Origin of the sequence: uncultured Parabacteroides sp., from assembly GCF_905196875.1 — a bacterium.
Classification (GTDB): domain Bacteria; phylum Bacteroidota; class Bacteroidia; order Bacteroidales; family Tannerellaceae; genus Parabacteroides.
In genome coordinates this window covers 22,353-43,491 of the sequence record NZ_CAJJWO010000044.1, presented here as the reverse complement: position 1 = coordinate 43,491, position 21,139 = coordinate 22,353, and the positions used below count along the sequence as shown (strand labels likewise).

General features: G+C 43.7%; 17 protein-coding genes. 10 read left to right on the top strand and 7 right to left on the bottom strand.

Going from position 1 to position 21,139, the window contains the following annotated elements:
* Together QZ076_RS14625 and QZ076_RS14620 are read left to right on the top strand one after the other, a co-directional pair.
* Window positions 1-242 (top strand): RagB/SusD family nutrient uptake outer membrane protein (locus tag QZ076_RS14625; protein ID WP_293714246.1); only part of this gene is annotated, 242 nt, incomplete at its 5' end.
* A 36-nt stretch (window positions 243-278) separates the two neighbouring features.
* The gene (locus QZ076_RS14620; protein WP_293714244.1) at window positions 279-602 is read left to right on the top strand and encodes a hypothetical protein; all 324 of its coding nucleotides are present in this window, start codon (window positions 279-281) and stop codon (window positions 600-602) included.
* Here the strand turns inward: QZ076_RS14620 and QZ076_RS14615 are convergent.
* The 5 genes from QZ076_RS14615 to QZ076_RS14595 form a co-directional block, all read right to left on the bottom strand.
* Window positions 558-1,439 (bottom strand): fimbrillin family protein, encoded by an 882-nt coding sequence (locus tag QZ076_RS14615; RefSeq protein WP_293714242.1) that lies wholly within the window; start codon window positions 1,437-1,439, stop codon window positions 558-560. The two genes, QZ076_RS14620 and QZ076_RS14615, sit on opposite strands and share 45 nt — an antisense overlap.
* A 69-nt stretch (window positions 1,440-1,508) precedes the next feature.
* Window positions 1,509-2,432 carry a hypothetical protein gene (locus QZ076_RS14610; protein ID WP_293714240.1) on the bottom strand — a complete coding sequence of 308 codons (924 nt, stop codon included), beginning with the start codon at window positions 2,430-2,432 and terminating at the stop codon, window positions 1,509-1,511.
* Window positions 2,433-2,480: 48 nt separating this feature from the next.
* Window positions 2,481-3,392 carry a DUF5119 domain-containing protein gene (locus QZ076_RS14605; RefSeq protein ID WP_293714238.1) on the bottom strand — a complete coding sequence of 304 codons (912 nt, stop codon included), beginning with the start codon at window positions 3,390-3,392 and terminating at the stop codon, window positions 2,481-2,483.
* 123 nt (window positions 3,393-3,515) lie between these two features.
* Window positions 3,516-4,373 carry an AraC family transcriptional regulator gene (locus tag QZ076_RS14600; protein ID WP_293714236.1) on the bottom strand — a complete coding sequence of 286 codons (858 nt, stop codon included), beginning with the start codon at window positions 4,371-4,373 and terminating at the stop codon, window positions 3,516-3,518.
* 14 nt (window positions 4,374-4,387) lie between these two features.
* Window positions 4,388-5,917, bottom strand: a complete 1,530-nt coding sequence (locus QZ076_RS14595; RefSeq protein ID WP_293714234.1) for a family 10 glycosylhydrolase — start codon at window positions 5,915-5,917, stop codon at window positions 4,388-4,390.
* 101 nt (window positions 5,918-6,018) lie between these two features.
* Here QZ076_RS14595 and uvrA point away from each other — a divergent pair, with 101 nt between their 5' ends.
* Together uvrA and QZ076_RS14585 are read left to right on the top strand one after the other, a co-directional pair.
* Entirely contained in the window at window positions 6,019-8,805 is a 2,787-nt protein-coding gene (uvrA, locus tag QZ076_RS14590) for an excinuclease ABC subunit UvrA (RefSeq protein WP_293714232.1), read from the top strand.
* A gap of 4 nt (window positions 8,806-8,809) precedes the next feature.
* Entirely contained in the window at window positions 8,810-9,952 is a 1,143-nt protein-coding gene (locus QZ076_RS14585) for an iron-containing alcohol dehydrogenase (protein WP_293714229.1), read from the top strand.
* A gap of 110 nt (window positions 9,953-10,062) precedes the next feature.
* Here the strand turns inward: QZ076_RS14585 and QZ076_RS14580 are convergent, their stop codons facing one another.
* Complete coding sequence (locus QZ076_RS14580; protein WP_293714227.1) at window positions 10,063-10,635, bottom strand: DUF4840 domain-containing protein; 573 nt, start codon at window positions 10,633-10,635, stop codon at window positions 10,063-10,065.
* Window positions 10,636-10,849: 214 nt separating this feature from the next.
* Here QZ076_RS14580 and QZ076_RS14575 point away from each other — a divergent pair, with 214 nt between their 5' ends.
* Window positions 10,850-13,021, top strand: coding sequence for an ATP-binding protein (locus tag QZ076_RS14575; RefSeq protein ID WP_293714225.1), 2,172 nt, complete (start codon window positions 10,850-10,852; stop codon window positions 13,019-13,021).
* Window positions 13,022-13,083: 62 nt separating this feature from the next.
* On the top strand, window positions 13,084-14,298 hold the full coding sequence (locus QZ076_RS14570) for an MFS transporter (protein WP_293714223.1): 1,215 nt from the start codon (window positions 13,084-13,086) through the stop codon (window positions 14,296-14,298).
* 64 nt (window positions 14,299-14,362) lie between these two features.
* Here the strand turns inward: QZ076_RS14570 and QZ076_RS14565 are convergent, their stop codons facing one another.
* Entirely contained in the window at window positions 14,363-15,256 is an 894-nt protein-coding gene (locus QZ076_RS14565) for a PfkB family carbohydrate kinase (RefSeq protein ID WP_293714221.1), read from the bottom strand.
* Between the two features lie 110 nt (window positions 15,257-15,366).
* Between QZ076_RS14565 and QZ076_RS14560 the strand changes: the two genes are divergently transcribed.
* From QZ076_RS14560 to QZ076_RS14545, 4 genes are all read left to right on the top strand, one after another.
* Window positions 15,367-16,332 (top strand): helix-turn-helix domain-containing protein, encoded by a 966-nt coding sequence (locus QZ076_RS14560; protein ID WP_293714219.1) that lies wholly within the window; start codon window positions 15,367-15,369, stop codon window positions 16,330-16,332.
* Between the two features lie 45 nt (window positions 16,333-16,377).
* Window positions 16,378-18,690, top strand: coding sequence for a DUF2339 domain-containing protein (locus QZ076_RS14555; protein ID WP_293714217.1), 2,313 nt, complete (start codon window positions 16,378-16,380; stop codon window positions 18,688-18,690).
* A gap of 621 nt (window positions 18,691-19,311) precedes the next feature.
* A complete protein-coding gene (locus QZ076_RS14550) occupies window positions 19,312-19,848 on the top strand; it encodes an RNA polymerase sigma-70 factor (RefSeq protein ID WP_293714215.1) in 537 nt (178 codons plus the stop codon).
* A 76-nt stretch (window positions 19,849-19,924) separates the two neighbouring features.
* The gene (locus QZ076_RS14545; protein WP_293714213.1) at window positions 19,925-21,103 is read left to right on the top strand and encodes a FecR family protein; all 1,179 of its coding nucleotides are present in this window, start codon (window positions 19,925-19,927) and stop codon (window positions 21,101-21,103) included.
* Window positions 21,104-21,139: the final 36 nt, after the last annotated feature.

The window sequence follows — 21,139 nt, the reverse complement described above, 5'->3', positions numbered from 1 at the left end:
AGTATGGGGGAGACCTGAGATATGCCATTTTTAAAGAACGGGAGAAGGAGTTGTTGCTGGAGGGGCAACGCTATTATGATATTATCCGGAATGATTATGTCCGGACAGAGTTGAGAGGGAATTTCCGGACGGTAACTAATCAGGATTTGAAAGATGGTGCTTTGTTTTTGATGATCGGTTCCGGTGCTTTCAACCGGAATCCCTTGCTTCGGCAAAATGCGTATTGGCATCGACGTTTGTAAATGAATTTGTTGAATCATGAAAAATAAGTTTGGTTTATGAGAAAGATATGGCTATTATGGGGAATTATTACTCTTGTCTGGGCTTGTGATACGGAGCAAAAGGTGATTGACACGGGTGTTTCTAATCCTTATTTTGATGAAGATACAAAAAAAGAATTAACAGCTATCGAGAACGACGAAAATGAAATCAAAGAACGTTTTTACGCAGATCTTGCATTTGGTACTGCTGTCTCATTTTGGGGAACATCGTTGTCGCTATTACAACCGAATATGAGAATGAGTAAGGTTATTATGAAATATCTTTTGTTTGTCATATTATATATCTTCTTTTATGACAGGTGTTGTCATAGGATTGCTTAATGAGTTGATACAAATGGTCAAGGTATAGACCGAGCTTTCCTGCCAGGATTTTGTTGTTTTCTGGTCGAAAGTAACAGGGTAATAATTATCTCCTATTAATAAAGAAAAGCTATATTCGCTTTGGGGAAATAGTAATAATTCTCCTGATATTTCCGTTTCTGTATTAAGGGTTAATTGATCAAAGGTTAAATGAGTAGTAAGCTCAAATGTCTCTGTCGTTGCGGATGATATATATAATTCCCCGTTTATGAGATTCATTGTTCCGGAGTTGGGGCCGGTCGCGATGATACTGACAGGCTCTTTTCGTTCTAATGTGTCTATGGTGTTATTTTTAAGTTTAAATTTGATTTGTGCCAGTTTATGGTCGAAGGTTAAGTTGACAGCAATAGGGTTGCTTTTATTTCCTGCCGGAGCAGAAGCATACATTAAATCTTCTTGTCCTGTTATGGAAAAGGCAATTTCGTTTGTTGCGGTTGATTGGTAAATATTTTGTATGTTTGAAGGGTAGAAACTGTATATGCTAACGTTGCTACCGTCTACCGGATAAACAAGTGGAGATTCGAACTCTAATTCGGAATTCAGCGAGTTGTTATAGGGAGATATACCATTGGGATATGAATTGTCTGTCTCACTTGTTCTGTATATTCTGATATTAGAGATATTATCAGAAGTGAAAGCATCAACAACCGCTTTGCTGTTTACATCAATCTGCTTAGGGGTAGTGATAAGAATAGGGACGGGTTTCTCTATAATCTTATCAGCTTCCTCGGCAACTTCGCTACTGCATCCGCATAGGATGAATAGGAGTGTTAGTAGGTATGAGGATTGAGCTTTCATGATGGTTATTATTAATTAGTGATAAACTAAAACCTGTTCGTTTTAGCAAACAGGTTTTAGTTTAAAATTTTATTTAACTTCACCTGTTCCTGTTTCTTGCTTCCATTCACCAATTGTTGCAGCTGGGACAATTGTTGTTCCCTGGAATGTCAGTGTTATAACATATGAAGTGCTAACAACTGCATTTGTAACAGAAAGTGTGATATCTACGCCTGTTAAATTATTTGCTGTTTTGACATTTACTTTATATTCACTTAGACCAGCTTCGACCATAATAGGTGAACCAAACGGAACTGTTTGTGTAACATCATTAGCCTTGAAAGGAGTAGCAGTTGATCCTACAGAAATTGTTCCTGTTGCCGGAGTTTTGAAAACAAGATCTTTAGTATCCAATGTCAATGTGGCGTTTGTCTTCTGGTTGATTAAATCAATGGATTCTACATTACCCCAAGCTTTAGCAACTTCAGCATTCTCTGCTTTTATAAGAAAAGAGAATTGAGTAAGTAAATGTTCAAAACCGAAACTCATATTAACCGCCTCTTTATTTGTCCTTACGGGATCCGTACACATAATGTCTTCTTGGCCTGTTATCTGATAAGCAATAGTGTTTTGTGTTCTTGTAAAACTAGCTTTAGGGTGATAGCCTATCATGTTTGTATAAACAGTCTTTTGTGAATCAAAGTATTGTGTAGGAGTAAAAGTTATTGCTCCTCCAGCCACCATTGTTGCGGGAATATCTGATAGTGTTTCAGTGGCCCAATCTGATATAACATCAGCTTTGTCAACTCTAACAAATCCTATATCATCCATTGCTTCTCCTTGATTTACTACACCTGCGGTTTTGGTTATAATTTCTCCAATTCCAGCGGTAGCATTAATCTCCACCTTTGCATTTTTTGTAATGTCGTCTATCTCATTACTCTCGCTTGTACAAGCGGTCATTGCTGCAACAGTTGCAGCAATTGAAATCATACTTAATACTAATGTTTTCATACTTATCAAATTTAAATTGTTTGCACTTTATTTGTTTCTAATAGTGTTTTATTCAATGACCATGTTGTCGCCGGCAGAGACTTCCCAGTTGTTGATTTTAACAGTGAAGGAAGCGGTCTTTTCTACCGTTACGGATACGTCTACATTTACGTTGTTGCCTTCCGTCTTACCTATCGATTCTCCTAAATCGATTGTGGCGGAAGTGGTACTGCCGTCAGTGAGGGTGAAATCCAGCTTTACCTCGTTTGCAGGGGTAGGGGGAGGGGTTTCTCCTTTTTTCGGAGCGGTGCCTAATATCAATACTTTAGTGTTTACACCTTCCGCTGAAGTTGTTGTTTCAAAGTTAACCGTGGTGGTTTTATCCGGTACGATCTCCAGCTTGCTTAAGCTGAAAGCTGATGGTACGCCCGATAACGCTCCTTTGCAGTCTTTTATATGTTCCATACCGTCGACTTTTATGTCGAGCGTTACTTCGCGGATCAATGGAGTCGGACTAAACTCACGTTTGTTCTGTGTGCCTTCGTCGGCCTCCACTTTCAGATCATTAATGGCTATCCCATATAAAGGAGTACGTCCCGATGTTACGCTTCCGGATGCTTTTGTCTCCGGGATGTATGCTTCTGCCGTTTCGAATGACTCCATATTGCGGAACTGAATATTATCTGCATCGCAGTTGAAGATCAGTAAACGGTATTTATCCGGAGGTAGGGTAAACTTCAAACCGTCGGCATCGCCTTCGATCTGTGTCATGGCTCCCTTTTCCAGAGGATAAAAGCAATAACGTAATTTCTGGGGAGTTTTGTAGCCGCTCATGGCCTGTTCCCATTTCAACGAATACGAAATGAAACCGTAGGATGTCTTTTCTGACTCATCTTTCGAACTGCATTTTATGAAGCATGTAATGATCAAAAATATGCAGACTACTATTCCACATGAGCAACCAGCCTCTTTAGTCTTCATCCTGTAAATATGCGTTGAATATCAATTAATGTTCTTTGATGACGCAAATATATCGGGAAAAAACAGGCAAAATATTGCTTTTTCTATTCAATAAGTTGTAAAAAATGCAATAACCGTTGATTTTTACTGGTTTTCGCCTTTTGTAGTACGCATTGAACGGGGTGACTGCCCAAAGTTAGCCCGGCAGAAGTGGGAGAAGTTGGACAGCGACTCGAAACCGTATTTATAACTGATCTCGGAAATAGACATTTCGGTGGTGGTTAGGTCGTTCTGGATGTCTTCACATTTCTTTTTCAGCATCCACTGGTAGGCCGGTTCACCGAACGTTTCTTTAAACAGGCGGCGGAAGGTTGGCGTGCTGTACCCTCCCAATTGGGCGAAGGCTTCCACATCCTTTGCCTTCATATAATTTTGCATAACGAAGTAACGGAAGCTTTTGCTGTAACGGTAGATCGGTGAGTAGAACGCAGCAAGATCTTTTAATGTATAGTAGCAGTTGAGCAGGTAGACCAACTCTGTCCGTTTGGCCTGCAGGAAGCCGGCACACAACAGGTCGTCGTTCAGGTACATTCTTACTCCTTCCACGAAATAGCGCAACGGCGGACACATTTCCATCACGATGGCCTCGGGGCGGGAAGTCTCGGCTATGCTTGCTCCTTTGTTGAAACGCTCGTTGCAGACGTTGATCGGGCGTTCGAACAGATACAGGATACATTCTACGGCTTCGAGGACTTTGAACTCCACCTTCGAGCCGATCGGTTGCAGGATGAACTGGCCGTCACTGATGATAGTGTGGGGATGTTCTTCACTGTTTACTTCAACGGTTCCTTTCAGCAGAAAATAGAGTGTATTCTGCATGCATTTTTCCTGGGGAATTATTATCCCCTTCGGATAAGAACGATATTTAAAGATTTGCTTCCTGTATTCGGGACAGGAGGCACAATCCGTGAATTTGGTATATCTCAGATCTTGTGAGAACATATTGCCCTAAAGTCTTATAACTTAACTTTTTTACTCTTCCCTGAACTTTCGTTGTGAAAACGATCGACAGCGGTCACAATATAGTGATATTTTTGCTTTCCATTGTTATAAGGCATTAAATAACTTGCCTCCCGGGTTATTTTTACGATTTTGGCTGGGTTAGTCAGGTCGACCGGTTCTTTATTCTCAAAACGGTAAACTACAAAATAAGAAGCAAGTTCCGGATTTGTAGGGCTTTGTTCGGCTTGCCAGTGCAGTTTATAACCCTCGGCTGTCCATTCCGCTTTCAGTTTTTTTACTTCCTGCGGGGCGCGGTTATGCATGTGGCTATAAGCCGGGATCAGGGCCGGGTAACGGTGATAGTTTCTTTTCAGGCTGTCGGCTACGCCTTTGTTGTTCCATAGGATCTCGTTGGCAGGCCAGAAACAGTTGCCTTTTACTTTCGAGAGCGAACGTTCGTAAAGCATTTTGCGGGTCAGCTGGTCGGCTTTCATGGTACGGGCGACGTCTTGTCCTATATAAAGATGTGTACCTTCGGGTGTCGCATTCTTATTCCACCATTGGATCAGGGTGATATAGTCGGCTGCCGGGTGCCCGATTTCCCAGTATATCTGTGGCATGTTATAGTCGATCCAGCCTTCTTTCACCCAGTGGAGTACATCGGCGTAGAGATCGTCGTAGTTTTGCAGGCCGTTGGTGTTACTGCCTGAGCCGTCGGGTGTACTTTTTTTGTTCCGGTAGATACCGAAGGGGCTGATGCCGAAACGTACCCAGGGTTTGGTAAGCAGGATGGTCCGTTTCAGTTCGCGGATCAGCGTGTTTACGTTCTCACGGCGCCAGTCGCCCCGTTGGGCAGAGGTGTATCCTTTATTCAGGCCATATTTCCGGAAACTGTCGTCGTCTGGGAAAGGCATTCCTGCTGCGGGATAGGGATAGAAGTAGTCGTCCATATGGATGGCATCTACGTCGTAACGGCTTACGATATCGCGTACCACCTTACAGATGAACTGGCGACTGTCGGGCAATCCCGGGTCGAACAGGATCTGTTTATTATAGGTAACGAACCACTCCGGGTGTTTGTGATAGATATGTGAATCGGCGAAACGGGTATTTCCGGCCGTGCTTGCCCGGTAAGGGTTGAGCCAGGCATGAAATTCCATGTTCCGTTTGTGGCACTCTTCTATCAGGAAGGCCATCACGTCGAAGTTTCCGGCCGGGGCTACACCCTGTTCGCCTGTATAGAAACGGCTCCAGGGTTCGATATCCGATTTATAAAAAGCATCGGCTTCCGGGCGTACCTGGAAAATGATGGCATTAATGCCACAAGCCTGCAGGTAGTTGAGTTTGCGAACGAAGTCTTTGCGGAGTTGAGCGGGAGTCATATCCTTGTATTCCCCTTGAAATGCGGTTTGTATCCAGGCTCCCCTGAATTCCCGTTTATCTTTTCCTTCTGTTTTTTGAGTTGATATCTGTCTGGTTGTCGAACAAGACGTTACGGCACATAGGAGTATGGCCAGCAGCAGGCGGATATATTGGATCTTCATGAATTTTCGTTGGTTTGGGATTATTGTAACACATTATCAAATCTTGTGGCAAAGATACATTTCTTTTTGCTATTTTTGTATCCTTTATTAGGGAAAGATTTATGTCTGAAAATAATTCTATATTTATCAAGGGGGCTCGTGTCAATAACCTGAAGAACATTGATGTAGAGATCCCACGCGACAAGTTGGTCGTCATCACCGGATTATCCGGCAGTGGAAAGTCTTCGCTCGCTTTTGATACCTTATACGCCGAAGGTCAGCGCCGGTATGTGGAAAGCCTTTCGGCTTATGCCCGCCAGTTCCTGGGACGTATGAGCAAGCCGGAGTGTGACTATATTAAAGGTATTCCGCCTGCTATCGCGATCGAACAGAAGGTGAACACCCGTAATCCCCGTTCGACGGTGGGTACATCCACGGAAATTTATGAATACCTGCGACTGCTCTTCGCCCGTATCGGAAAGACGATCTCGCCTGTTTCCGGGCTGGAGGTGAAGAAGCACCAGGTGAAAGATATTGTCAAAGAGGTTTTGTCTTATCCCGACGGAACGCGTTTTGCCGTATTCGCCCCGGTGGTGTTGCCCGAGGGACGAAATATGAAAGAACAACTGGAGATCCTGCAGAAAGAAGGATATACCCGTTTGTCGATCGACGATACGGCTTACCGTATGGCGGAAGTGCTGGCAGACGAGTCGTTATTGGCTTCTCCGTCTATCGAACTGTTGGTAGACCGTCTGACCGTTTCGGACGATAAGACGTTGAAGAGTCGTCTGGCCGATTCGGCGGAAACGGCTTTCTTCGAAGGACACGATACTTGTATCATCCGTATCTATGCGGCCGAAGGTACGGTCGTGAAGGAATACTCGAAGAAGTTCGAGGCGGACGGTATCACCTTTATCGAGCCGACGGATATGATGTTCAGCTTCAATAATCCGTTAGGGGCTTGTCCGGTCTGCGAAGGATTCGGTAAGGTGCTCGGGATAGATGAGAACCTGGTGGTGCCCGATAAGAGCCTGTCGGTTTATCAGGGTGCGGTAGTCTGTTGGAAAGGTGAAGTGATGGGAGAATGGTTGAAGGAGTTTATTGCCAAGAGTGAAAAATATAACTTCCCGATTCACCGTCCGTATTACGATCTGACACAAAAGGAGAAAGACCTCTTGTGGCATGGTGCCAGGGGACTACACGGCATCGACGACTTCTTTAAATTCGTAGAAGAGAACTTATATAAGATACAGTACCGGGTGATGCAGGCCCGTTACCGGGGTAAAACGACCTGTCCGTCCTGCAAGGGTGCCCGCCTGAAACCGGAAGCCTTGTATGTAAAGGTAGGCGGGAAGAATATTGCCGAACTGGTGACTTTGCCTATTACGGATGCCAAAGCATTTTTCGATAACCTGCAACTGGATGAAACGGATGCTGCCGTAGCAAAGCGTCTGTTGACGGAGATCATGAATCGCCTGCAGTTCCTGTTGGATGTAGGGCTGGGGTATTTGTCGCTCGACCGTCTGTCGGCTTCTCTTTCCGGAGGTGAAAGCCAGCGTATCAACCTGGCCACTTCATTGGGTAGTAGCCTGGTAGGTTCTTTATATATATTGGATGAGCCGAGTATCGGTCTGCATTCTCGGGATACCGATCTGCTCGTGAAGGTGTTGCGGCAGTTGCAGTCGCTGGGGAATACGGTGGTTGTGGTGGAACATGACGAAGATATTATCCGTGCAGCCGATTATATTATCGATATCGGTCCGAAAGCCGGCCGTCTGGGTGGCGAAGTGGTTTATCAGGGGGATGTGAACAACCTGCAGACCAGTAGTAACAGTCATACCGTCCGTTACCTGACCGGGGAGGATAAGATAGAGGTTCCTGCTTTCCGGCGGTTATGGAATAATTATATAGAGGTAAAAGGGGCCCGTAAGAATAACCTGAAAGGGATCGATGTGAAGTTTCCGCTGAATGTGATGACGGTGGTAACGGGTGTCAGCGGTTCCGGTAAGAGTTCGCTTGTCCGTGATATCTTTTATGAAGGAGTGAAGCATTATCTGGATGATGCCGCCCGCCTGATGGTGGATTGTTCCGGATTGAGCGGGGATATGAATCTGATCCAGGGTATCGAGTTTGTCGACCAGAATTCGATCGGTAAGAGCTCCCGTTCTAATCCCGTGACCTATATCGGTGCTTATGACGAGATCCGTAAGTTGTTCGGCGAACAACCTTTGGCCAAGCAAATGGGTTATACATCTGCATATTTCTCTTTTAATAAAGAAGGAGGACGCTGTGAGGAGTGTAAGGGCGATGGCCGGATCACTGTCGAGATGCAGTTTATGGCGGATATCACGCTCGAGTGCGAAACTTGTCACGGCAAACGTTTCAAACAGGATGTGCTCGATGTGGAATATCATGGGGCAAACATCTATGATATGTTGGAAATGACGGTGAACCAGGCGATCGAATTCTTCGAACAGTATCCCGGCTCACAGGAAAAGAAGATTGTCAAGAAACTGAAACCGTTGCAGGATGTCGGTCTGGGTTATATCAAACTGGGACAAACGTCTTCTACGCTTTCCGGCGGTGAGAACCAGCGTGTGAAACTGGCTTATTACTTGGGACAGGAAAAGCAGCAACCGACCTTGTTCGTGTTCGACGAACCGACCACCGGACTGCACTTCCACGATATAAAAACATTATTGAAAGCATTTAATGCCTTGATCGATAAAGGACATACGGTTGTGATCATCGAACATAACATGGACGTGATCAAATGTGCCGACTATCTGGTAGACTTAGGTCCGGAAGGTGGTAACGCCGGTGGTTATCTGGTTTGTGCCGGAACACCGGAGGAAGTGGCTATGTGTCCGGAATCGTATACAGGAAAGTATTTAAAAGAAAAATTATAGAGCTATGAACAACTTCAAGTTTCAGAATCCTACCCGACTGATCTTCGGTAAAGGAATGATTGCGGAATTGAGCAAGGCTATTCCCGCCGGTAAGCGCATCATGATTACTTTCGGTGGCGGCAGCGTAAAGAAAAACGGCGTATACGACCAGGTAGTAAAAGCTTTGGAAGGACGGGAGTATGTAGAGTTCTGGGGAATCGAACCGAACCCTTCCATCGAGACTTTGCGTAAGGCGATCGCTTTAGGTAAGGAAAAGAATGTGGACTTTCTATTGGCTGTGGGCGGCGGATCGGTCCTCGATGGGACTAAGCTGATCTCTGCCGGTTTATTGTATGACGGTGATGCCTGGGATCTGGTAAAAAGAGGAGCAGCCAAAGATACGATTCCGATGGGAGCTGTGCTTACCTTGCCGGCTACGGGATCAGAAATGAATAACGGGGCAGTGATCTCTCGCTATGAAACGAAAGAGAAGTATCCGTTTTATAGCAATTTCCCGGTCTTCTCCATACTTGATCCGGAAACGACCTTTACGTTGCCGGCTCATCAGATCGCTTGCGGTCTGGCTGATACGTTCGTGCATGTAATGGAACAATATATGACTACGACCGGACAATCTCGTCTGATGGATCGCTGGGCTGAAAGTATCCTGAGTACTATTATTGAGATCGCTCCTAAGATCAAAGCGAATCAACATGATTATAATGTAATGGCCGACTTTATGCTTTCAGCCACTATGGCGTTGAATGGCTTTATAGCCATGGGCGTTACACAGGACTGGGCTACTCACATGATCGGTCATGAACTGACTGCTTTACATGGTCTGACACATGGCGCTACTTTAGTGATTGTTTTCCCAGGAACTCTGCGTACTCTCCGCCAGCAGAAACAGGATAAGATCCTTCAGTATGGCGAACGTGTCTGGGGTATCACGGAAGGCTCGGTTGACGAACGTGTCGATCAGGCTATTCAGAAGACTGAAGAGTTCTTCCGTAGCCTGGGATTGTCTACCCGTCTGGGGGAAGAAAACATCGGCGAAGAAACAATTGCTGAAATCGAGCGCCGCTTCAATGCAGCCAATGTCGCTTATGGTGATGCCGGAAATGTAACGGGAGCTGTGGCTAAACAGATTTTGGAGAATTGTAAATAATAAAGTTCTCTTTCTGCTCTTGAGAGTGTGAAGAGTTAGATAAAACAGAAGGAGAATGTCTCATATCGAGAACATTCTCCTTTCTTTATATAGGTTGTAATATTTCTAAATTACTTCTTTGTCATGTCGAATGACAGAACAATCGGAGCCGGAAGAGCATTTGTATCACCTAATTTAGCTTCAGTAGCTGTAAGGTTGAACTTCAGATTCTTTTTATTAACGGCATAAGAGCCTTCGTTTGCTGCAGTGATTGTTACACTGACAGCCATGTTTTCACCTAAAGCGATTGCTAGTGGCTTAGGATCTAATGTCAAGTATACAGAATCGTTGGCAGCATTCATTTTTGCTTTGTAACCGACTTTGTATTTCACTTCTTTAACTTGTGCAATAATGCCATTAGCCGCTTCTTCATTAGGGATAATTGCTTTTACTAATGCTTCGAAAGGAAATTTGTCAAAGTTGATAGAATCATTCTTCACTGTCAGATCCAATGTCGTACCCGGAACTTCTTCTGATGCAGCAGCCTTAGCTATTGCATAAGTCATTTTACCACTGTACTCTCCAACAACTTCTTCTACTGTCGGTACTGTTGGGGTCTCATCGTCATCATCACTACAAGAAGCAAAAGTTAAACCAAATACTGCTAACATCATCACAAGCGACCATTTCAACGTCTTCTTCATCTTTCTTATTATTTTAATGTTAATAAATTATGTACGACTAATTAGATGAAAGGAGTTGGCAAAAGGCTGCATCGAAATCAAATAATAATTGAAAAAAGAAATAAGATTTTTATTTGAAGCGTTTTAAACCATCTTTTTTAAGCGTCCATTCAAGGGTCTGTATTTCCCGGCAAAGTATATTCTTATTGTTTTTGATAAAACTGGCTATAAATCAATGATAAACGTATTTTCTTTTTCTTTTTTTCTGAGTATATTTGCAGCCTACAAAGAAATTAATAAGTTTATGGCATTGTTTGGCCGGGAGACGAGTATAAGGTATAGATTCTTTTTGGGTGGCTTGTTTTTGTTTTCTACTGTATTGTGGGGAAAGGAGGCTGTTTCTTTCCATTGTTTGTCGGAGGACACTGCAGAATCTGGCCTTTGGTGCGAACACTCGTTAGAGATCATACTGATACTCTCATTACTCGTATTTATGTTTATCCTGTTTTTTACCATCTTTTATTATCGGCGTAAAAAAGAAAAAAGTTATGAGGCGGCGAACAGGAAAATGATGCAGTTGCTGGAGGCGATGCCTAGTATGGTTCTGGTATACGATCGGGAATTAAAGATTGTGGATATCATAAATCCGCAGGAGGGAATATTGCTGGGTATTAAGAAAGAGAACCTGATCGGTATAACAATGAGTGATGTGGCAGAAAGGTATCCGGCACATGCCGATGCTTCCCGGATAATAGGTTGTAATATCGGTAAAACCCGGAAAACGGGGAAAACTATTTCGTTCAGTTACGAGGTGTCTGGTGTTGAGACTACTTATTATATGAATGCCCATTCGGCTCCGTTTGCCGACGAAGGGGTTATCTGCTTTATTCATGATGTTACTCCTCAGGTTACTGCGGAGGAAGAAATATTGAAGTGGAAAACTTTCCTGCAGTCGATCGTGGATAATTTACCTGTCGGACTTTTTGTAAAGGATGTGTCTGACAACTACCGGTATCTGTTCTATAATACTAAAGTGAATGAATTCTACCAGGGAGACCGCAGGTTCATGCTGGGAAAAAATGACTTTGAGGTGGATGATCCGAATGCTGAAAAATATAGGAAAGAGGATGAGCTGGTGTTGAATAGTGACCACCCGATCTCTTTCGACCGTGTTTTTATGAACGAGCTTTCCGGTACTGGCTTCCGTTGGGGCGTAACGACCAAGTCGAAATTGATGGATAGTAACGGGCGGTGTTATATCGTCGCTATCCTTGTCGATACGACGGAGGTACGGAAGAAAGAACATGAGATGGAGCAGAATAAACTTAAACTGGAGTTTACGATCGACGCTGCACAGATCATACCCTGGGAGTTTAGTGTGGTCGAACGTACCTTCTATACACAAGGATATCTGACAAATGAAGGTAGAAGGGTGATCTCGGAAGCTAATTATCTGTCGTATGTGCATCCGGAAGATGTGGAACTGGTAAAGGATGGACTGGCCGATCTGATTAATGGCAGTGATAAGGTCATGGATATCCAGGCACGTATCGCTTTCCCCGAGCAGGAAGAGCGGTGGTTTGAGTTGCAAGCAGTATCGTATGAACATGACGATCAGGGGCGTGTGTCGCGTATCCTGGGTATCCGTCGTGATATAACCGACCTGAAGATGACGAATGAACTGATCCGCCTGCGTGATAAAGCGGAAGAATCCAACCGTTTGAAAAGTGCTTTTCTTGCCAATATGAGCCATGAGATCCGTACGCCGCTTAATGCAATTGTCGGCTTCTCTAATCTGATAACCATGGCAGAAGATCCGGATGAGGTAGAGGAATACTGCCGGATCATTGAAACGAACAATGAATTGTTGCTGCAACTGGTCAATGACATTCTGGACTTGTCGAAGATCGAAGCCGGACAACTCGACTTTAATTATTCGGAGGTGGATCTCCCTGTAATCATTCGTGACCTGGAGCAGGTTTATAAGAGCCGGACCAAAGAAGGGGTACAACTGATCTGCGAGATACCGGATGTATCCTATATAATATATTCGGAAAGAAACCGCCTGATCCAGGTACTTTCCAACTTTATGAGTAACGCCTGTAAGTTTACGTTTACGGGTTCGATCCGGATAGGGTATGAGCATATCGACGGTGGTTTGCGCTTTTTTGTTACGGACACCGGTAAAGGGATTGCGGCAAGGAACTTGGCAAACGTTTTTGACCGGTTTGCCAAGTTCGATTCTTTCATCCAGGGCACAGGGTTAGGACTATCTATTTGCCAGTCTATTGTACAGTCTTTGGGAGGAGAGATCGGGGTGGTATCTGAAGAAGGGAAAGGTTCGACCTTCTGGTTTACGTTGCCAGAAGAATCTGCATCTGCTTTTACATCTTCCCCGGCTTCGTAAAGGAAAAATTACCGAAATAAAGAAAATATACCTATTTTTATTTGTTCAAAACATTTGACAAAATGAATCTTAATAACCTCGCTACTTATCCGAAGGAACATATACGTTATGCTGTTCTTTCCTTTTTTCTTGCCCAGGGACTTTGTTTCTCTAGTTGGGCGAGTCGTATTCCCGATATTAAAGAACTATTCACAGTCAATGATGCGCTCTATTGGGGAATGGTGTTGTTTATGATCCCGGTTGGAAAATTCATAGCTATTCCACTGGCGGGTTACCTGGTGTCGAAACTGGGAAGCCGTATCATGGTGCAGGTGAGTATTATGGGATATGCCGTTTCCCTTTTTGCTATCGGATCTGCCGTGAATATCTATATGTTGGGAGCATGTCTTTTCTCCTTTGGCGTATTCTGGAATTTATGCGATATCTCGTTGAATACGCAGGGGATCGGGATCGAACGTCTTTATGGGCGGACGATCATGGCTTCTTTTCACGGAGGATGGAGCCTGGCAGCCTGTCTGGGAGCTCTGATTGGTTTTATTATGATCGTTTTCGGTATTACTCCTTTCTGGCATTTTACGATGATTGCCGTGATAATCCTTCTTATAACGATGTCTAGCCGGAGTTACTTGCAGGAAGATATGGAGCAGGTGAAGGTCGAGGAGGAAGTTGTAAAAGAAGATAAGTCGGAGAAATGGCAATATATCAAACGTCCCGAGATGCTGCTTATCAAACTCGGTTTGGTAGGTTTATTTGCCTTGATCGTGGAAAGTGCGATGTTTGACTGGAGCGGAGTGTACTTTGAGTCGGTATTGCGGGTACCGAAATCGTTACAGATCGGATTTCTGGTATTTATGGTGATGATGACCGTAGGTCGTTTCCTGGCTAATTATGCGTACCGGATATTAGGTAAACAGCGGGTATTGCAGTTGTCCGGTGCTTTTATTTTTCTTGGATTCTTTATATCGGCTCTACTGGGAAGTTCGTTTGATTCGATGGTATTGAAGGTGATCGTAAACTCTTTCGGTTTCATGTTGGTAGGATTGGGTATTTCCAGTATGGTGCCTACAATTTATAGCTTGGTCGGTGCAAAGTCCAAAACACCGGTCGGTATTGCTCTGACTATTCTGTCGAGTATCAGCTTTATAGGCTCACTGATCGCCCCGCTACTTATTGGTGCTATTTCGCAGGCATTCAATATGGAATATGCCTATATGGTGGTAGGTCTTTTAGGTCTATGTATCTTGTTGATGACTACGTTCAGTAAAGCTTTTAAATGATTCGGTATTATCGGGCGGTTCACGAACCGCCCCTACTCGAAAATTGCTTCACAATTTTCTAAATTTAAATTTCCGGCAAACGTTGTTCTGCTGTTTCCATGCAACGGATGACATCTTCCTTGGCTCCGTTGAAAGGACCTGATGCTTCGATCTTAATGGTCGACATGGCAGCAGCGAAACAGCCTGCTTCTTCTATCCCGGCACCTTTGGCACGTTGATACAGGTAGCCGGTCATGTAAGTGTCGCCACAGCCGGTGGCGTCGACAACTTCTCTCGGCTTATAAGCCGGTATCTTATGGAATGCCTGTCCGTCGTAAATGACAGATCCCAGACTGCCTAAAGTGATCAGCACCTCTTTTACTCCCCAAGCATATAGCTGCTTAGCAGCACTGGCAACATCAGAGTATCCGGTCAGTGCGACCATCTCTAGTTCATTGGCTTTCAGGAAATGGATATATTTCAGTGCTTCTTCTTTTCCGACCCAGTCGGTAGCGTATACATTTTTATCCCTCACTTCCCGTAAATAACCTTGCGAGTCGGCCGAGACAAACCCTTTGTTAGCCATGTATTTTACTACATCCAATGAAAAGTCGTCTGCCAACAAGCTGCCCAGGTGGAATATTTTTGCTTCCACCTCTTTCAGGTAATCGATGGTGAAAGGATCGGCTTTAGCCAATACCCGTTGTGTACGGTTATCCTGATTTTCTCCATAGATGTTTTCGAAATAAACGGAATGTTTGCTGGGCATTACGGCGACGTCGATTCCTTCAGACCGCAGTCTGTCGACCTCCTTCATTTCAGATTCGGCAAGCGCGGTTATCAATGTGTAATCTATATCGTTGAAGTGTTTGATCGCATGCGAGAAGTAAAATGCGGTTCCTCCCGCCATGTGTACGGTATTTTTGGGGGTCACTATCTTGTCTAACGTGATGTGCCCTATACAGCAAAGATCATGCATATTATTGATTATTTGTAAATACGCACAAAAGTAGTCAAAATTGCAACGGATAGGAACCGTATCTTTATTTTTATTATTTTTGTCTACTGACGATCATTAAAATTGTTGTTATGAGTAAAAACCTGATTCACGAAAAATTCGTTGGCGCAATCAGAGAGAAGATACCGCACAAAGCTACCTTGACTAATACATTGGTTGAATTACTGCGCCTGGAGAGAGAGGCTGTTTATCGTCGTATGAGGGGCGATGTGGCTTTCTCCTTCGCGGAGATTGCGGCGATCTCCAATAAATTAGGGATCTCGTTGGATAATCTGGTCGGAACAAACTCGGCTAAAAGCCGTCCTTACCAGTTGAGTCTGGTGGAGTATGTCGATCCGATTGAAGACGATTACAGGATGTGGGGATTGTACAACGAACGACTGAAGGAAGCAAGGGAAGATCCGGCCTCCTGTAATGTGGAATGTATGAATGTTCTGCCAACCATCTTTCTGCTCGATTACACACATATCACCCGTTTTTATTTGTTCAAATGGTATAACCAGTATGGCCATTCGGACAGGACTGTCCATTTCCGGGATATTGAATCAGCAGAGAAATTGTTGGCGGTCCAGCGCGTAACAGCTATCGAGTCCAAACATATAAAGAATACTACTTACGTGTGGGACCCTTTGATCTTCCAGTATATAGTAAATGACCTCCAGTATTACAGCAGTATCCGGCTGATCGACACAGAGGATGTCTGTTCGATAAAACAAGAGTTACAACATTTTCTTAATAGGTTGGAGATTCTTGCTTCGAGGGGAACATATAGCGAGACCGGTAATCCGATCCAACTCTATATATCCAATATTAATTTTGATGCCAGTTACAGTTATCTGGAAACCAAGAACCTGCGTATCAGTATGATCCGTGCTTTTATCCTGAATTCGGTTATTTCGTTGGACGAGAGGGCGTATGAGATCTTTTACAACTGGATGCAGTCGCTATTGAAGTCATCGACGATGATCTCTGTCAGTGGAGAGAAACAGCGTATCTTATTTTTTGAAAAGCAAAGGGCGATCATTGATTGCCTGTAATCCAAAAAAAACCGTATCTTAGTTGCGATCTTTAAATATAACGTTATGGAATTTCTACTAGTCGTACTGATCGTTGTCGTGTGGGTCAGCCTATATTCTCATATAAGCAAGATGAATGCTCATACAGATGCTCTCCGGAAAGATATTTATAGTCTGAAGAAGTTTGTGGAATCTCAGTTGGAAGAGATAAAACGGCAATCGGAGACAAGTACGACTGTGGTGACGGAAGAGGTTGCGGTTGAACCTGTCACGGAAGAACCTGTAAGTATAGTGGAAGTAAAACCGGAGCCGGAAGACGAACCGAATGAAGCAGAAGTTATCCCTCTGCCGGAAAAGAAGAAAGTCGTTCCGCAGCCTGTGATCAAACCGTTCGGGTTGGTCAAAGAGAAAAAGAAAGTCGATTACGAAAAATATATCGGAGAGAATTTATTCGGAAAGATCGGTATCCTAGTCCTTGTAGTCGGGATGGGATTGTTTGTTAAATATGCGATCGATAAGGATTGGATAAATGAAGTATTCCGTACGATCCTGGGCTTTGTGGTCGGCGGTGGCTTGCTGGTGGTGTCGCAAAGGCTGAAGAACACTTATCGTACATTCAGTTCCCTGCTGGCGGGTGGCGCTTTTGCTATTTTTTATGTAACGGTGGCGATGGCTTATCATTATTACGGTTTATTCAGCCAGACTGTTGCGTTTGTTATATTGGTGGTACTGACGGTGTTGATGTCCTTGCTTTCGGTGGTTTACAACCGGCGTGAACTGGCTATTATAGGTCTGGTGGGGGGCTTTATCGCTCCTTTCCTGGTCAGTAACGGGATGGGGAATTATCTGGTTCTGTTTATTTATCTGACAATTTTGAATCTGGGTATGTTCGGTTTGTCGTTGTATAAAAAATGGGGTGAGTTACCTGTTATCGGTTTTGTGGCTACTTATGTGATCATGCTGGGATATTCACTGGTGGCTGACCTGGATATTGCCGGAAGCGGACAATTGATCCATCTGTTACTTTTCTCTACCTTGTTTTATCTGATATTCCTGCTGCCTGTCGTTTCTGTGTTGCGTACGGATAATAAGAAAGCGAATCAGCCACTGATGATGATTGTTGTATTGAATAATTTCATATATCTTTATTTTGCTTTATGGTATCTCCATGAGTTGCAGTTGCCTTATAATATCAAAGGTGCATTCACCCTGTTTATTGCTTTGGTTAACGTATCTCTTGCTTTTGCCATACGTCGGAGAAAGCCGGATACAGGTTATCTGTTTACCGCATTGACTGGTATGTTTCTGACCTTTATTTCGATAAGTATACCTATCCAATTGGAAGGCAGTTTCATTACGCTGCTTTGGGCTACCGAAATGGTTGCTGTCCTGTGGTTTTTCACAAAGTTCCGGCAGACTGTTTACGAGTATTTTGCTTTAGCTCTTCTTTTTCTGACAATCATTTCTTTCCTGATAGATGTGGAGAATGCCTTATCAGAAGGTCTTGTTCAGCCTTTGTTGCTGAACGGTACTTTTGCTACCGGGATCTTTACCGGGTTGGCTTTTGGCTTGTTTGCCTGGTTGATGGAACGGGAGAAAGAGCTGTTTGCCGGGGCGGCAAGCCTGAAATATATTCCTTTTAGTGTGATTTCGTTACTGGTAGCCTGTAGTGTGGTATATCTTTCGTTTATTGTAGATTTCTACCGTAATATAGCGTACTGGCCGTTGAGCTGTTGTTCTTGTCTGGCTTTTACAGGCTTTTCTCTATTATTACTGTTGATAGGGTTGAGGAAGCGTTTTCCGATGGAGCGGTTCTCTGCCGTTTACGCGGTGGCAGCGGGGCTTTCCGGCTGTTTGTTTATCCAGCTTTCGCGGGTTGCCAACGAGTATGGTGATTCTTCCCTGTTTATTTTGCAGTGGACGTCCCTCGTTATTGTAGTGATCCATCTGTTTCTTCTTGGAAAATGGTATTACCGTTCTTTCGATTTTCGTCAGAAAAGGGCGAACCTGATGACTTCGTTTATTGCAATTGCTTCAACTATACTATGGGTAGTTGCTGTGCATAATATGCTGTATCTTTCCGGTTTACAGAATGAATCGAGTGCAGCCCTTTCCATTTCCCTGAGTATTGCGGGCTTTATTCAAATGTCGTTTGGTATGCGTTTGCATCTGAAGATTCTGCGTATGATTAGCCTGGCAGTCTTTGGCGTTGTCCTTCTAAAGTTGGTCATTGTCGATTTGTGGTTGCTGCCTACGATCGGAAAGATCATTGTCTTTATCATGCTGGGGATTATCCTGCTTGTCCTGTCCTTCCTGTATCAGAAGCTGAAGAAGGTGTTGTTTATGGATAACGATGACAATCTATCGGCAAACGGGTAAGTACCAATTACCTTTGTGTTGTTGTTGTTCTCCTTCCTTCTGATATTCTTTACATGCTTCCTATTCTTGCTGAGTCCTCACTTAATTTATGTTTGACAGTGCTGGGACAGCTGTCCGACCCATATGGGACAGCTGTCTGACACTCGTCGAACAGCTGTTTGACCTGTGTCGAACAAAGATTACTTCGGTATGTATTTCCCTTTACCCGGCAGATGATTGGCGGCAGATACCAGATCGTTTAAACTGCCTCCGTAGTAGTAGCCGACAGATGGCTGGAAAAAGAGAAAATAACCTACTTTTCAGGCAAATTTCGGGGATAGTTTGAAAATCGGTGAAGCAGCTGTTAAAGCAATCGTAAAATAAGAAATTTTTTAAATCAAAAATAATCTGTCACGCGGCCATCGGCCAATTACCCCGCGAGGGCGAACAAGTGACAGTTTAATACTAAAGTAATAAAATAAAGTTCATCTGCCAGTACTCCTGCGAAGGAGGAACACAGACACAAAAAAGGCCCCGGAAGTTTCAAATTTCCGGGGCTTTCTTGTGTAATATATAATTTTGTGTAACTTTAAACGCCAAAAAATAGTAAAGTGTTAGATATCCGGCGATTATAAAAAGAGTGTGAGCAATGACGAGAAAATAAATTTAACTGACGAACAGGTCTTTCGAAATCTGTTTGACCGCTACTATGTACCTTTGTGTGTCTTTGCGGAACGCTATGTGGAAGACGAAGAATTAGCGTCGGATATTGTGCAGGAATGTTTTGCCAGGCTTTGGCAGAAGCAAAATGACTTTCAGTTTATTTATCAGGTCAGGTCGTTTATGTACACCTGTGTCCGCAATTCCTGTTTGAACGAACTGGAGCATCGCCAAGTGGTGTCAGGATATAAAGAAACAACGGCTGCTTATATGGAAGAATCCACTTTCCATGATTATCTGATAGAAGAAGAAATGCACCGCGTTGTAATGGAAGCAGTGGATAAACTGCCTTCACAAAGCCGTAATATTATCCGGCTGGCCCTGGAGAATAACTCGAATGCAGAGATTGCAGAAAAACTGTCCGTCTCCAAAGAAACCGTACATACACTAAAGAAAGGAGCCTATAAGAAACTCCGTTCTTTCCTCAAAGAATACTACTATTACGTACTATTTCTCTAGCCCAGTTAAAAAAATATTCAATGCCATTCACCCTGTTTTTAACTTCGCCTGTTTTACTTAATAAAAGATCACAGGAATGTTGGAACAAGATTTCTATATTGCAGCATTAATTGCTAAATCAGTAACAAACTCATTGTCTGAAGAAGAAGCGCTGGAGCTGGAACGGTGGAAAAATGCCTCTGAGCATAATCTCCGTTTATTCGAGTCGATGTGCCGGAAGGAAAACTTGTATGCACATTCCTGTCGGGCAGAGAAATATGATAAGACAGTTGGCTGGGAACAGGTACAGAAGCGTATCCGTGTGACACGCCGCAAAAAACTCTATCTAACTATTTGTCAGTATGCCGCCATCTTCCTTCTTCCGTTGGCCGCAGGAATCCTTACCTGGCATTTTACCCGTGACGAAGGACAGACTTTCTCGAAACCGGTTTTGGCTGAGACTATGCATATAACTCCGGGAGAGAGCAAGGCTTTATTGACTCTCGGTGATGGGACAGTGGTCGGTCTCGATGCCGAATCCCGGGATGAACTCAAGGAATCCGGTATACAGATCAATGTAAAAGGTGCAGAACTGGCCTATAATAAGAAAGAAACTGATGTCGTAGCCAAAGAAGAAGTAGTCTATAATAAAATAGATATTCCACGTGGAGGAGAATATAAACTTCGGCTGAGCGATGGTAGCCTGGTTCATTTGAACGCAATGAGTTCACTGCGTTATCCGGTTCATTTCTCCGGTGATGCCCGCGAAGTGGAACTGACAGGTGAAGCTTTTTTCGAAGTCAGCAAAAGTGGATCTCCTTTCATTGTAAAAACAAAAGGTATAGATGTACGCGTGTTAGGTACAACGTTTAATGTGTCAGCTTATCCGGACGACCATTGTATACAAACAACGCTGGTGACCGGTTCTGTTCGTATTCATACGAAAGAAGGGGGAAGTATAGATTTAAAACCGTCACAGCAGGCGGAACTCGATAATGAATCGCACGAACTGGTAGTCAGACACGTAGATGTATCTCTTTATACTTCGTGGATACATGGAAAGATCTATTTCAAAGACGAACGGCTTGAAGATATCATGACTGCTTTGTCACGCTGGTACGATGTGAATGTCATTTATGGTAATGAAAATGTGAAGAATCTTCGGTTTGGATGTAACCTGAACCGGTATGAAGAAATCGATCCTTTCTTGGAACTGTTGAGGGCTACCGGCAAAGTAAAGACGAAAGTGGAGAAACGAAACATCACTATCTATTGATTAAAAACAAAATAGCATAAGGTCTAATTTAAAATT